The organism is Spongiimicrobium salis (assembly GCF_043678055.1).
GTDB classification, from domain to species: Bacteria; Bacteroidota; Bacteroidia; order Flavobacteriales; family Flavobacteriaceae; genus Spongiimicrobium; species Spongiimicrobium salis.
In genome coordinates, this window is the sequence record NZ_JBHEQA010000001.1 from 1,412,050 (window position 1) to 1,425,955 (window position 13,906).

The following is a 13,906-nucleotide window of genomic DNA, read 5'->3' on the forward strand; positions in this document are numbered from 1 at the left end:
AACAAATACTATTTAAATATTACAAACATGAAGAAGTTAATTGTATTGGCAGTAATGATTTTTGGATTTTCATTAACTGCATCTGCACAGGACAAAATGATGAAGAAAGAAGCTACTACCGTTTCTTTGGCACAAGTAAAAGGAAATTTTGTACAGCAATCTTTGACCTTGGCAGAAGGAAATTATATTTTTGAAATTGCTAATGATGGTGTAGGACATGATGTTGGTTTTGTATTGATGAAAAAAGGAGCTGACGCTAGCAATGCTGCAAATCACATCAAAACTGCATATGTAACTAAGGCTGTTGCCACAGGAGAAAAGCAGACTTCCAACCCAACAAAATTGGAAAAAGGAGAGTATGTATATTTTTGCCCATTGAACCCTACGCCTCAATATACATTGATCGTAAAGTAAGCATAAGAAATTGTTATTGAATTAGATTATTATAATAATTAGATTTTAAAAAAGAGTGGTATCCAAATGATACCACTCTTTTGTTTTTTAAAGGAATACCCCTAGGCTTTTCCTTCCTGCATCAACGTTTCAATCTCCTCAACTTCAATAGGGATGTTCTTCATTAGATTAAGGGGCGAACCTTCTTCCTGAATAACCACATCATCTTCTATACGAATTCCCATATTTTCCTCGGGAATATAAATTCCAGGTTCCACTGTAAAAACCATATTCGCCTTCATCGGTGTTTTTAATTCTCCATAATCATGGGTATTCAACCCAATATGATGGCTTGTTCCATGCATAAAATATTTCTTGTAGGCAGGCCAATCTTTATTTTCGTTTTGTACATCAGATGTATCCAATAAGCCCAAGCCCAAGAGTTCGGAGGTCATTATTTTCCCCACCTCTTTGTGGTATTCGGCCCATAGTGTTCCCGGAACTAGCATTTGTGTAGCTTCATTTTTTACGCGTAGCACAGCATTATACACTTCTTTTTGACGGGTCGTATAACGTCCATTTACAGGAATGGTGCGAGAAAGATCGCTAGAGTAATTGGCATATTCCGCCGCAACATCCATTAAAATTAGATCTCCATCAAGACATTGCTGATTGTTCTCTATATAATGTAATACGTTGGCATTGCTTCCAGAGGCAATAATGGGTGTATAGGCAAAGCCTTTGGAGCGGTTACGTACAAATTCATGCAAAAGTTCTGCTTCAATTTCATACTCCCACACTCCAGGTCGTACGAATCCCAATAATCTTCGAAAACCCTTTTCGGTAATATCACAAGCTTGCTGCATTAAGACAAGTTCTTCCGGTTCCTTTATCCCTCTGATGCGCTGTAATATAGGAAAGCTCTTCGCCCATTGATGCGCGGGGAATTGTTGTTTACATTTTAGAATAAAGCGATCTTCCCTTGTTTGGGTCTCCACAGCCTGTCTATAGTGCTCGTTGGTATTAAAATAAACCACTTCAGCTTCTGTCATTAAATCAAAAAACACCTTGTCAAAATCAGACAACCAGTACACACTGGCAATTCCAGAAACGGCAGTAGCCTTTTCCTTGGTCAATTTCTCCCCTTCCCAAATGGCTATGTGTTCATTGGTTTCACGAACAAATAAAACTTCCCGATGGCGTTGATCCAGCGCATCTGGAAAAAGTACCAAGATGGTCTCCTCCTGATCGGCTCCGCTTAAATAAAAGATATCCCGATGTTGTTCAAAGGGTAGCAGCGCATCTGCACTTATGGGATACATATCATTGGAATTGAATACTGCTATACTTTTTGGTTTCATCGCGGCCATAAATTTCTGCCGATTCTTTACAAAAAGTTGCGCTGGAAGTTGTTCGTATTTCATATGGCGTTTTTATTTTCCCAAAAATAAACATTAGCCCCTAGCTCCACAAAAAAGGGGATAAAAACCCTTTGGCCCTTATCCCCTAGAATTAAAAGTCGTAATTATTATTTTGACATCGCTTTTTTTATGGCTCCAACAATAGCCATGACCACGCCTCCGCCAACACCACCACCAGCAACACTTCCCAAGATTCCTGTGACATCCATTTCTGCTCCACCAGCATCAATTCCAAGCATGCCGAGGAGGTAGCCTCCAAGCCCTCCTCCCAAGATTCCGGCAATAGAATTTCCCAGGGTGCCCAAGGATAAATTCTTTAATAATTTCCCAGCTACATTACCTCCAAGGGCTCCTGTAACCAGTTGAATAATTAACGGTAAATACTCTTCCATTTTTATAGTTTTATTGGTTATTTGCATTAAATTAACAAAATTTTAATAAAAAATACAATTATAAGTTATTGAAAGTGAAATATATACACATAATTTCTAAAATTATTTAACTCCTTTCAATACGGAATTTAAAGACTGGGAAATCATTTTGACCTCCTGTGCTTAAATGCTTTTTTGTACTACAAATTTTTACCAACAAATTCATACCTTCACCGTTCAAATTCAAAATTTTCCTCGAATGAAAAATAGATTTTTTATCTTTTTCCTCTTATCCGTTGTTTTTAGTGTAGCGCAAACATCAACAGGTGCTGGCGGAGAGATTTTGTCGGCCTTAGAGCAAAAACAACAACTCCAATCCAACTCTCTTGTAAAACATATTCCTTTTAAAAATATTGGGCCTACAGTAATGAGTGGACGTGTGGTGGATATTGCCGTAAATCCAGAAAATCCTATTGAATTTTATGTTGGTTATGCTTCAGGGGGGCTTTGGTATACCAATAATAATGGAACTTCCTTTGAGCCACTTCTAGATGGCTCGGACACACAAAATGTAGGGGATATTGCTGTAGACTGGAATTCTGGAACTATTTGGGTCGGCACAGGAGAAAATAATGCTTCCCGCTCTTCTTATGCTGGAATAGGAATTCTAAAATCTACGGACAAGGGGAAAACATGGAAAAACATGGGCTTGACCGATTCCCACCATATTGGACGAATCCTGATCAATCCAAAAAATGCCAATGAAGTTGTGGTCGGGGTTACCGGACATTTATACACTACAAATTCGGAACGTGGAATCTATAAGACCACGGATGGAGGTGTTACTTGGAACAAAACACTATTTATTAACGATGCGACCGGAATCATTGATGTTGCCCAAGATCCTGGGAATTTTAACACCTTATATGCAGCTGCTTGGCAAAAAGATCGAAAAGCCTGGGATTTTATCGGAAATGGCGCAGGATCTGGAATCTACAAGAGTACCGATGCCGGAAGTAGTTGGACCAAAATATCTACTGCGGAAAGCGGCTTCCCTACGGGCGATGGCGTTGGGCGAATTGGCCTTGCCGTGTTTGATGAAAACACTGTCTATGCGGTTCACGACAGTCAGTTTAGGCGCGAGAAAGAAGCTACTGCTACAAAGAAATCGGATGCATTGACCAAGGATGATTTTAAAAGTATGAGCGTGGAGGCCCTGTTGGCATTGGAAGACAAAAAACTGAATACCTATCTAAAAACCAATGGGTTTCAAGAAAAATATCGTGCGGCCAATGTAAAACAAATGGTTCGTAGCGGTGCAGTTAAACCTGTAGATCTCGCAAAATATCTAGAGAATGCCAACGCCCTATTATTCGATACTCCCGTAATAGGCGCCGAAGTATACCGAAGCGACGATGCTGGCATCACCTGGAAAAAAATGAATTCCGATTATATAGACGATCTTTTTTATAGCTACGGCTACTATTTTGCGCAAATCAATGTAGATCCCAGCGATAAGGAGAAAATTTATTTGGCCGGCGTACCCCTTATCGCTTCTGAGGACGGAGGGAATACGTATACGGTCATCAGCAAGGAAAATGTTCATGCCGATCACCATTCTTTATGGATAAACCCCAGAAGGCCAGGCCATCTGATCAATGGTAATGATGGGGGTGTAAATATCACCTATGATAATGGGGCCCACTGGATCAAAAACAATTCTCCTTCTGTAGGGCAATTCTATGACATCAATGTAGATAATGAGAAGCCCTATAATGTGTATGGGGGTTTACAAGATAACGGGGTATGGAAAGGAGCACATACTGCTGTTGAAAACAGCCGTTGGCACCAGACGGGAAATTACCCTTGGGAATCCATTATGGGTGGCGACGGAATGCAGGTCCAGATAGATAATCGCAATGCCAACATTGTATATACCGGGTTTCAATTTGGAAATTATTTTCGTTTGGATTTGGAACATAATAAGCGTACGTATATTCAACCCAAACATGAATTGGGAGAGGCCCCGTATCGCTTTAACTGGCAGACCCCCATTTTGCTGTCTCCCCACAATCAGGATATTCTGTACTTAGGAGGCAACAAACTGCATCGTTCCCTTGATCAGGGCGATACCTGGGAGGCCATTTCCGATGATCTTACACTTGGGGCCAAAAAAGGAAACGTAGCCTATGGCACTTTGACTACAATTTCTGAATCTTCTTTTAAATTTGGGGTAATTTATACGGGAAGTGATGACGGTTTAATTCAGATCACCCAAAATGGAGGAGGTAGCTGGAATACAATTTCCGCAAGCTTACCTCAAGGTTTGTGGGTAAGTCGTGTTGTAGCATCCCAACATCAAAAAGGAAGAGTGTATGCTACTTTAAATGGATACCGATCGGATGATTTTACCGCCTATGTCTACCGCAGCGATGATTATGGGAAAAATTGGAAACCCATTGCCGCCAATATTCCCGCTTCTCCAGTGAATGTCATTGTTGAAGACCCTTCCAACGAAGATTTATTATTTGTTGGAACGGATAATGGAGTATATGTATCCTTTAATCAAGGAGATTCCTGGGAATTATTTTCCTCTGGCCTGCCCAATGTGGCCGTGCACGATCTTGAGATACAAGCTAGGGATAAGCATCTTTTGGTAGGAACCCATGGGCGCAGCATTTATAAAGCGGATATTGCCTACTTACAGCAATTGACTCCCCTTAAATTGAAAGAAGATTTAACGCTCTTTGCTTTGGAAAATATCAAATACTCTTCGCGTTGGGGAGAAAGCTTCAGTAGCTGGAGAAAACCGATCACGCCGGGGATGGACATCTCATTTTATACCAATAAAAGTGGTTCCTATACCATGAAAGTGAAAACCGTAAAGGGCATTGAGGTCAGTAGCATCACTTTGCAAGCAGATAAGGGCATCAATATTGCTTCCTATGATGTTGCCTTTTCTCCTAAAGGAAAACTTGCTTATCTAAAAAAGAACAAAAGGAAGTTAACGGAGGCCAAAAATGGAAAAACCTATCTCCCTATAGGCACATATCGTGTTGAGATTTCGGGAAATGGCAGCAAAGAAATACAAGAATTTGAAATCAAAAAATAGCTTTTTTTACGAGAATCGCTAAAAATAGAAAAACAGACCATTGAGTCTGTTTTTCTATTTTTATTCGTATTCCATCATTGGAAGACTTCGGATTTCAATCTTCATTTCATCGATAAAACGGCATACTCCTTTAAATCAGCGGGTTTTTCTACGAAGCTACAAACCGTCTGGTCGGAATTTTTAACTTGCTATGAATAAGACTTTTTTGGAGGTATTCGACCAAAAACCTTTTTCAAGGCTGTAACGTTCCCATATCTTGCACGTCCTATCCGTAAAACAAGATCAATATGCATGCAATATGTTCTTCTTGCGGTTCCCAAAAAATAGTATCTGATTTATCCATTGTTGACTATGGCGATTACGGGCAAAAACTGCAACTATCCATTGAAACCCACAAAAACCCAAAAGCCTTTTTATTCAAGGGGATTAGCAAACATCCTTTAAAGGCTATCGTATGTTGTGATTGTGGACAGGTAGATTTAAAAATTGAAAATGTGGCAGAGCTCTGGGAAAACCATTTAAAAAGAAGTAAAAGTTAGCTTTCTAGAGGGAATAGTGTTATTTTGTTTTTTGTAACACCAAAACAAACCCATGTTATGCGTTCAACGCTTTTTTATGTAGTACTACTGCTTCTTTTGGTACAGTGTGCAGAAAAAGAACCAATAGCAAATAGCACTGCCGATTACTTTGATCTTATCCGGGCAGAATTCAAAGGTGAAACTGCCTATGAAACCACGGCTTTTGTGGAACAGTTTTGGAGAGTAGTGGGAAACGATGGTTTTAACAAGAGTATTTATACAATCGAAACCAAGCTAAAAGAAGCGGGTTACGTGTTGGAATCCAATGCTGCTCCTGCAAATCGTCTAATTTATAGGATTGAAAAAAGAGCCTTAAAAAACCCCACTTGGGAACCTGTGGATGGCAAGTTATCCATCCTTGGACAAGAAACTCCCTTATTAGAATTTGCTTCCAATAGAAACATGATCTACCTCAACTCCCCGTCCACTCCTAAGGAAGGTGTACAGGCCGAAGTTGTTTTCCTTGAAAACCCTGAAGCCATAGATGTATTGGATGTTAAAGGAAAAATTGTCTTTGCAGAATTTGGCGCGAGAAGCATTTATCGTAAAAGTATGGCCAAAGGAGCATTGGGCCTTATGACGTATAACAATCCAAGTTACCTACAGCCAGAAAAGAATACTACTTCTATTCAATTTAGGGCTTTTCCCTATGCAAAGGATGCTACATTTTGGGGGATTGCACTATCGTATGCCGCCAAAGAGAAATTAAAGGAAGCCCTTAGCAAAGGCTCCGTAACTGCAGCCGTACAATTACACACCAAAAGCTACATATCAGAAGAACTCACCATTATTGCAGAAGTCAAAGGATCGGCCCTGCCCGAACAGCGTTTGGTTTTTAGTGCGCATGTGCAAGAACCGGGTGCAAATGACAATGCAACTGGGGTAGGTACGCAATTGGAAATGGCGCAAATTACTGCTCAATTGCTCCAGACAGGAAAAATTGATGCAAAGCGCAGTCTTACCTTTCTATGGGGCGATGAAATAATTTCTACCAGACGGTATATTCAAGAAGACTCCTTACGCGCTTCCCAGATAAAATGGGGCATCAGCCTTGATATGGTCGGGGAAAACACGGCCTTGACCGGAGGTTCTTTTTTAATTGAAAAAATGCCCGATCCCAGTGCGATTTGGACTAGGGGCAAGGATAAACATTCCGAATGGGGAGGGGATGTCATGTCCTTGGAAGATATGAAACCCCATTATTTAAACGATTTTATCATTCAGAATCTTAAAAATCAAGGAGAATATGCAAGGTGGGAGGTAAATACCAATCCTTTTGAGGGAGGAAGTGATCACACTCCCTTTTTAGATGCCAATATTCCCGGGCTATTGCTCTGGCACTTTACCGATCAATTCTACCATACCGATAATGATCGTCTGGACAAGGTTTCAAAGGCCACTATGGTGAACGTGGGTACCGGAGCTTTGGCAAGTGCCCTTACTTTAATCAATGCCGATAGTGAATCTGCCTTGAACATTTTGGAATTGCTGGAAGAACAGGCAAGTACACGTCTAAAAACGGAATTTGACCTCAGCTTAGCTGCTGTCTCCAATGGCAACATGGTGGCCAATGAGATGAAGATTCTCGAAGCATGGACCGATTGGTATAAAAAGTCGTTCGCTACAATAAAGGATATGGAGGTACTCCCTACTGCCGTTTTGGACGATGCCATTCTCAAAGCAGAGGGGAAGTTGGAATCCGAAGTTCAGCAATTCTATATAAAGCTTCAGAATTAATCTCTAATGCAGGGTAGGACCCCTCCCCAAATATGATCAAAAATACCCATAACACTTTTTTCGTAGAAATTCGGGTATTCGACCCATGGGTCGGTCCTGAAAATCTAAAATAGAAAGCACTATCCTAATATTATCCTTGGCCCTTCAGAAAATTTCGATAAAGTGCCCTTTTTTAAGCCATTTTCCACCTGATAAGTATTTCCTCAAACCAGATAGTCTGTAAAAGACAACCTATTATCACTTCCCAATATGAAATAAAGCATCCCCTTGATTGACCACGGCCTGATGGTTAATGCAAAATACGTAACCATCATAAGGCGCTTTAATATTCTTGCTCTTTTTTGCCGCGGTATCCGCAACAGTGCCCATAATATCCCCTTTCTTAAAACCACTACCATTGGTGATTTTGGGGATGAACATTCCCGCCGTTGGCGCTCTGAGCCATTTTCGCTGCTCCAAATGGATGGTGACGCTTCGCTCTAAATATTGGAATTTGGTCTTGGCGATCATCTTAAAATGTTGAAGCACATTTAAAATCCCCTGCATTCCTTCCAAAATTGCATATTCATCAAAACGCATGCTCTCTCCCGCCTCATATACTATGGTGGGTTTCCCAAAACTATGGGCAGCATTTCTAAAAGAACCTTTAATCAATTTAGAAGAGAAGGAAAAAGGCGCATTAAAAACCTCAGCGATTTCTTGGCTCATTTCATCTCCACTGGTATAGCGGGTCTGGGGGAAATTATGTCGCTGTGCCCCTCCTGTATGCAGATCAATACCAAAATCTACTTGAGAGAGCACTTCCTGTGTATAATGATAGGCCATTCTACTGGCCATAGAACCCAATCTTGTTCCTGGAAAGCTACGGTTTACGTCCTTTCCATCCGGAACATCCCTGGAAAAGTGGATGAATCCAAAAACGTTCAATAAAGGCACTACGATAACCGCTCCGCGTTTTAGGGAAAACCGTTTTTCCTCCAACATTCTTCGGACAATTTCAATACCGTTGATCTCATCGCCGTGCAATCCTGCCTGAATCAATAGGGTAGGTCCTGGTGCCTTGGCATTAAAAACATAGATGGGAATATCGATCTGGGTTCCCGTAGGCAATTGATCAATATTGATATGCACTAATTTTTGTTCTCCCGTAGCTACTTTTTCTCCGCGAATGACAATTTCTTTATTTTCTTCTTCGACCTCCATTTTTCTCCACAAACTTTATAATTTCTTTTGCGATATTGATTCCTGTTGCTGCTTCTATTCCCTGTAGTCCTGGAGAAGCGTTTACTTCTATCAACAAGGGTCCTTTTTTAGATCGTATTAAATCTACTCCGGCAACGCCAAGACCTAAGTATTTTACCGCTCTCAAGGCAATCTGTTCTTCCTTGGGCGTAGGTTTAATGGCCTGCGTCTCTCCTCCCCGATGCACATTAGATCGAAATTCCTCTGCTTCACTTATACGCTTCATTGCTGCCACGACTTTATTCCCCACCACAAAAATGCGGATATCTTCTCCATTGGCCTCCGGAATGTACTTTTGAATCAGGATACTGGTATCCATCTTATAAAAGGTATCAATTATGGATTTTGCGGACTTTTTGGTCTCGGCCAAAATTACGCCTAGACCATGGGTGCCTTCCTGAAGTTTAATGATGACCGGTGTGCCTCCCAGAATTTCGATCTGTTGTTTAATATTATCCGGGTTTATAGAAAATACGGTTTCTGGAATGGGAATCCCTTTTCTCGCCATGATCTGCAAGGTACGCACCTTATTTCTCGCTCTGGTAATCCCTAAGGAACGCGCCGTACTAAAAATCCCGTTCATTTCAAATTGCTTTACAATAGCAGCGCCATGACGGGTTACTTTGGCCCCTATTCGAGGAATAATAGCATCGAACTCATGAGTAACATCTTCGTCTCCCAATAGAATTTGAGGCTTTCCAACCCCTAATTTTACGGAGCACTTGGTATGATCTACCAATTCCACATAATGTCCCAATTTTTCTGCTTCTTCCGCTATCCGCTTTGTGGAATATACATTCATGCTCACAGACAACAAGCCAATATCCATGACAAATTTTCTTTGATTTATTGGTATGTAATATCGCGTAAAAATTACAATCGGACTAATTCATAAGATATATTTTGAACCTAAATGCCCTTTTTTTACCAAATGCTATTCAGAAAGGCCATTCCATACAGAAATGACTACCATTTATAAAAAACCTCCATTCCTTCTATTCAATTGAAGATATCTTCAGGGGGTAAAATCAGTCGTACGAACATTCCTATTCGCAGTATTTCGTACATCTAATTGATTTATTTCCATTACCTTAGATTACAATCATCTTGATTTATGCGCTTTCTGATCAGTTCTTTCTTTTGCTTCTACACCGCCTGTTCCGTTCTTCAGGCACAAGAAGAACCCACGCTTTTTTTTTCAGCGATTAGAGAAGAGCTTTTTAATGGATGGATTTCTTCCATCACCCAGGATTCCAAAGGATTTATTTGGGTAGGAACCCAGGATGGGCTTCATCGGTATGATGGCTATCAATTTGAGGTGCTTCGGAATTCTCCCGAAAAACCTCAATCCCTAAGTGCTAATTGGATACAGGATATTGCAATAGATGCCAATGACGATTATTGGTTGGCTACATTTGGAAGCGGGGTGACCAAGTTCTCTCCTAAAACAATGAGCTTTCTCGATTTTTCCAAAGACAGTACGCATACGTCCCCGGCGAAATTATCATCTGGCGTCACGCCTTTGGGAAGAGAGCATATAATGAGTGCTACTGATGAAGGCTTTGTTCTTTTCAACATAAAAACCCATGCTTCACAATATTTGGGAATAGGGTCTTATGAATCCCATATGACCGCCAACGATAAGGAAATATGGCTTAGTGATAAACAAAGGCGTTTATTTCATTACACTTTAGAAACGCAACGGCTGGAACTATATCATACCTTTGATACTCCCGTTAAATTTTTACACTATATTCCAGAAATAGGGTTGGTGGTAGGCTTTGATGATACGTTAACGCTCTTTGAAGAAGGTAGTACCAAAAAAGAAATTACTACTGAAGAAGCCATTACACGATTCACAACAGATGGTAAGGGCAATTATATCGTAGGGTCGGCAAATCATCTGTTCCGGTTTTATCCAAAATCGTTTAGCCTGGAGAAACTACAAACGGATTTTGATATTTCCCAATTCAATATTGAAACACTATTTCTCGATAAAGAAGGCAATCTATGGATAGGCACACATAAGGGTCTTTATAAGGAAAAGAAATTCAATCGTGCTTTTTTACCCAAGAAAATCGACCTTCATGCCAGGCGTATCATTAAAAGGAACAAAAGTCTCTATATAGGTGGTTTTAAAGGCCTATTCAAAGTTGAAGAAGACAAGGTAACCCCTCTCTTATCCAAGGGTATTCTTTCTATGTTAAAAGTAGGCGATACCCTCTATAGTAGCGGAAGTGATGCCGAAGTGTATCAATTTATAAATGATAGCTTAAAGACGACCATCCCCCTTGCTCAAAATCCGAACAAAAAACTTCGTGCCATGGGTCTGGCCATGGACAAACAGCAACGTCTTTGGGTAGGTTCTTGGGAAGGCTTGCATATTTTTGATAAAACCCATAAACTGCTCAAATTTATTCCATTGGATACTGGATTTGACTCCAAAGAAGCAAAAATCATCAATATCTATATTGACCGTAAAGATCGGTTATGGATCATTACCTCTGCCTATGGACTCTTTAAAATTGCCAATGTCTCTTCGTTGGTCGCAGAAGAAGTGGCAGATAAGATCATAAACTATAAAAGTGTAAAAGGGGATAAAAACGCCCTCACTTGTGATATTATAACCTCTTTGGGAGAAGATGAGCAGGGTCAGATGTGGTTTGGTACCGATATTGGCGTACTCCAGTATCAAGAAGAAAGCGATGATTTTACCCGCCTTCAATATGAGGGAAGATTATTTGACAAAAAAGTAATGTCGCTCCGAAACAGTGGCGATGAAAACTTATGGATTACCACCATACATGATGGTATTTTCAAATACAATAGTAAAGACAAAACAATACAACACTTTACGAAAAATGATGGACTTATTTCCAATGCCTTTCTGTATAGCTCCGGTTTTTTTGACAATAATACGCGCATGCTTTACTTTGGAACCGATGAGGGTGTACAACAAATAGATGTCTCTCGATCTTTCGCACAACAAGAAGCCAAAGCCCCGGTCATTACGGCCTTTACCATAAACGGTGCAGATGAAACTACCGAAATCCCTGCATATAGAGCCCCTTTTCTAGAAAAGGTATCGCTTGCCTCGGACCAAAATGATTTTTCAGTTGATTTCTCTGCAATGGATTATACCAATCCAGATAAAATACGCTATTCTTATCGCCTAAATACGTCGGATTGGCGCCTCGCGGATTTGCAAACCGCCTATTTCACAAATGTTCCCTACGGCAATCATGTCCTAAGCGTAAAAACCATACATGATGGTATTAGCAATAACGCAAGTGTCTCAAAATTGAATATTTATATAAAACCTCCTTGGTATCTAAGCTCCGTTGCAAAAATATTATACTTCCTTTTTTGTATTGGAGGTGTTATTGGGATATATACCTATCTCAAATGGCGCTGGAAAATGAAATTTAATCTTCAACTAAAAGAAGAAGAAGCAACCCGTTTTAGAAAATTGAACGACTTTAAATCTAATCTTTATACCAATATTGCCCACGAATTCAAGACACCTTTAACCCTTATTTCCGGACCCGTAAATCATAAATTGCAGGAAGAAGATATCAGCGATGCTGACTTTGACAATTTCTCCATGGTAAAACGCAATACGGAGCGCTTGACCTCCCTAATTGATCAGGTTTTAGAATTGGCCAAGTTGGAAAATGGCAAATTACAATTGCAATTGACAAAAGGAAATCTAGGCTTATTTTTACATCATCTTTCCCAATCTTTTGAATATCAGGCAGGTCTAAAAGAAATTGACTATACCATTAAAATTCATTCCATGGAAGAAGAGGTATACGATGCTGATATCATTGAAAAAATAAGCACCAACCTCCTCTCCAATGCCTTTAAATATTGTCCGAAAAACGGCCAATGTCACTTTCTTGCCACCAAAAATGGAGCTCAATTTCAAATTCATGTAAAAAATAGCACTCAAGAGGGCACGCAAATAAACCTGGACAAATTATTTACTCGTTTTTATCAAGAAGATAGTTATGCGGAAGGCGTGGGAGTGGGACTTGCCCTGGTCAAAGAATTGGTGGATTTTTATGAGGGCAGCATAGCTGTAAATATGGAAAAAGAAGGAATCATTCATTTTAAGGTATCCCTTCCTCTATATCCAGAAGATAAGGACAATGCCATTTTTGTTTCCGAACCTAAACAGGTCGTGAACGAGGGAATTGTAAATCACAACACTTTAAACCAGAATTCCAATGGCGACCATACGCTTCCCATTCTATTGGTAATAGAAGACCATGCAGAAATACGGGCATTCATTAAAAGTTCCTTGTACACCAAATATCACATCTTGGAGGCCGAAAATGGGAAACTAGGATATGACATTGCCTTGACAGAAGTTCCGGATATTATCCTGTCCGATATTTATATGCCCCTATTAAATGGGGTACAGCTTTGCAAAGCATTAAAGTCTGATGAACGCACCAATCATATCCCCATTATTTTGCTTACGGCAAATAGTGGAGAAGAAAGTGAACTTAAGGGATTGGCCTCGGGGGCAGATGCCTTTCTCACAAAGCCATTTAAAATACATCTTCTGGAACAACGGATTTCCAATTTAATTGGCATGCGGAAAGCATTGCGAGATCGGTATAGCAAGGAATTTATCCTAAAACCAAAGGATATCAGCATAAGTCCCGCAGACGAAGTCTTCCTGAACAAAGTACAGGGAATCTTAGACCAACATTTAAGTAATCCTGAATTCAACGCTGCCTTATTTAGCGAAAAAGCAGCGATGAGCAGAATGCAATTGCATCGAAAATTAATTAGCTATACCGGTCTTTCCACTTCTGCTTTTATTCGATCCCAGCGCCTAAAGCAAGCGCTACACTTATTAAAAAACTCCGATATCACCATCAATGAAGTGGCCTACGCCGTTGGCTTCAATACGCCTTCCTATTTTATGAAATGCTTTAAGGAAACCTTCAAAAAAACACCATCAGAGTATCTTCAAACTTCTGATTAACAGATAACTACATTTTAAGTTACATTTCTTTACTAGATTGTTACATATCAACA

General features: G+C 40.1%; 9 protein-coding genes. 5 read left to right on the plus strand and 4 right to left on the minus strand.

Features of this window, described 5'->3' with window-relative positions; translation table 11 throughout:
- Positions 1-27: 27 nt before the first annotated feature.
- The gene (locus ACEXOE_RS06315; RefSeq protein ID WP_394747893.1) at positions 28-414 is read left to right on the plus strand and encodes a plastocyanin/azurin family copper-binding protein; all 387 of its coding nucleotides are present in this window, start codon (positions 28-30) and stop codon (positions 412-414) included.
- A 101-nt stretch (positions 415-515) separates the two neighbouring features.
- Here the strand turns inward: ACEXOE_RS06315 and ACEXOE_RS06320 are convergent, their stop codons facing one another.
- Both ACEXOE_RS06320 and ACEXOE_RS06325 read right to left on the minus strand, forming a co-directional pair.
- A complete protein-coding gene (locus tag ACEXOE_RS06320) occupies positions 516-1,817 on the minus strand; it encodes an aminopeptidase P N-terminal domain-containing protein (protein WP_394747894.1) in 1,302 nt (433 codons plus the stop codon).
- Positions 1,818-1,921: 104 nt separating this feature from the next.
- The gene (locus ACEXOE_RS06325; RefSeq protein WP_394747895.1) at positions 1,922-2,206 is read right to left on the minus strand and encodes a hypothetical protein; all 285 of its coding nucleotides are present in this window, start codon (positions 2,204-2,206) and stop codon (positions 1,922-1,924) included.
- A gap of 238 nt (positions 2,207-2,444) precedes the next feature.
- On the opposite strand from ACEXOE_RS06325, the gene ACEXOE_RS06330 reads away from it, so the two are divergent.
- The 3 genes from ACEXOE_RS06330 (at position 2,445) to ACEXOE_RS06340 (ending at position 7,612) form a co-directional block, all read left to right on the plus strand.
- Positions 2,445-5,297 carry a beta propeller repeat protein gene (locus ACEXOE_RS06330; protein WP_394747896.1) on the plus strand — a complete coding sequence of 951 codons (2,853 nt, stop codon included), beginning with the start codon at positions 2,445-2,447 and terminating at the stop codon, positions 5,295-5,297.
- A gap of 287 nt (positions 5,298-5,584) precedes the next feature.
- Positions 5,585-5,836, plus strand: coding sequence for a hypothetical protein (locus tag ACEXOE_RS06335; protein WP_394747897.1), 252 nt, complete (start codon positions 5,585-5,587; stop codon positions 5,834-5,836).
- Positions 5,837-5,893: 57 nt separating this feature from the next.
- The gene (locus ACEXOE_RS06340; RefSeq protein ID WP_394747898.1) at positions 5,894-7,612 is read left to right on the plus strand and encodes a M28 family metallopeptidase; all 1,719 of its coding nucleotides are present in this window, start codon (positions 5,894-5,896) and stop codon (positions 7,610-7,612) included.
- 237 nt (positions 7,613-7,849) lie between these two features.
- Here ACEXOE_RS06340 and ACEXOE_RS06345 read toward each other — a convergent pair whose 3' ends face one another.
- Positions 7,850-8,815, minus strand: a complete 966-nt coding sequence (locus tag ACEXOE_RS06345; RefSeq protein WP_394747899.1) for a succinylglutamate desuccinylase/aspartoacylase family protein — start codon at positions 8,813-8,815, stop codon at positions 7,850-7,852.
- The gene (locus ACEXOE_RS06350) at positions 8,793-9,683 is read right to left on the minus strand and encodes a RimK family alpha-L-glutamate ligase (RefSeq protein WP_394747900.1); all 891 of its coding nucleotides are present in this window, start codon (positions 9,681-9,683) and stop codon (positions 8,793-8,795) included. Before ACEXOE_RS06350 ends, ACEXOE_RS06345 begins: the two co-directional genes overlap by 23 nt.
- A gap of 285 nt (positions 9,684-9,968) precedes the next feature.
- On the opposite strand from ACEXOE_RS06350, the gene ACEXOE_RS06355 reads away from it, so the two are divergent.
- Positions 9,969-13,853, plus strand: a complete 3,885-nt coding sequence (locus ACEXOE_RS06355) for a hybrid sensor histidine kinase/response regulator transcription factor (protein WP_394747901.1) — start codon at positions 9,969-9,971, stop codon at positions 13,851-13,853.
- Positions 13,854-13,906: the final 53 nt, after the last annotated feature.

Coding starts and splice junctions, on each gene's coding strand:
- ACEXOE_RS06315 (WP_394747893.1), top strand. CDS start 28: ATGAAGAAGTTAATTGTATTGGCAGTAATGATTTTTGGATTTTCATTA.
- ACEXOE_RS06320 (WP_394747894.1), bottom strand. CDS start 1,817: ATGAAATACGAACAACTTCCAGCGCAACTTTTTGTAAAGAATCGGCAG.
- ACEXOE_RS06325 (WP_394747895.1), bottom strand. CDS start 2,206: ATGGAAGAGTATTTACCGTTAATTATTCAACTGGTTACAGGAGCCCTT.
- ACEXOE_RS06330 (WP_394747896.1), top strand. CDS start 2,445: ATGAAAAATAGATTTTTTATCTTTTTCCTCTTATCCGTTGTTTTTAGT.
- ACEXOE_RS06335 (WP_394747897.1), top strand. CDS start 5,585: ATGCATGCAATATGTTCTTCTTGCGGTTCCCAAAAAATAGTATCTGAT.
- ACEXOE_RS06340 (WP_394747898.1), top strand. CDS start 5,894: ATGCGTTCAACGCTTTTTTATGTAGTACTACTGCTTCTTTTGGTACAG.
- ACEXOE_RS06345 (WP_394747899.1), bottom strand. CDS start 8,815: ATGGAGGTCGAAGAAGAAAATAAAGAAATTGTCATTCGCGGAGAAAAA.
- ACEXOE_RS06350 (WP_394747900.1), bottom strand. CDS start 9,683: ATGGATATTGGCTTGTTGTCTGTGAGCATGAATGTATATTCCACAAAG.
- ACEXOE_RS06355 (WP_394747901.1), top strand. CDS start 9,969: ATGCGCTTTCTGATCAGTTCTTTCTTTTGCTTCTACACCGCCTGTTCC.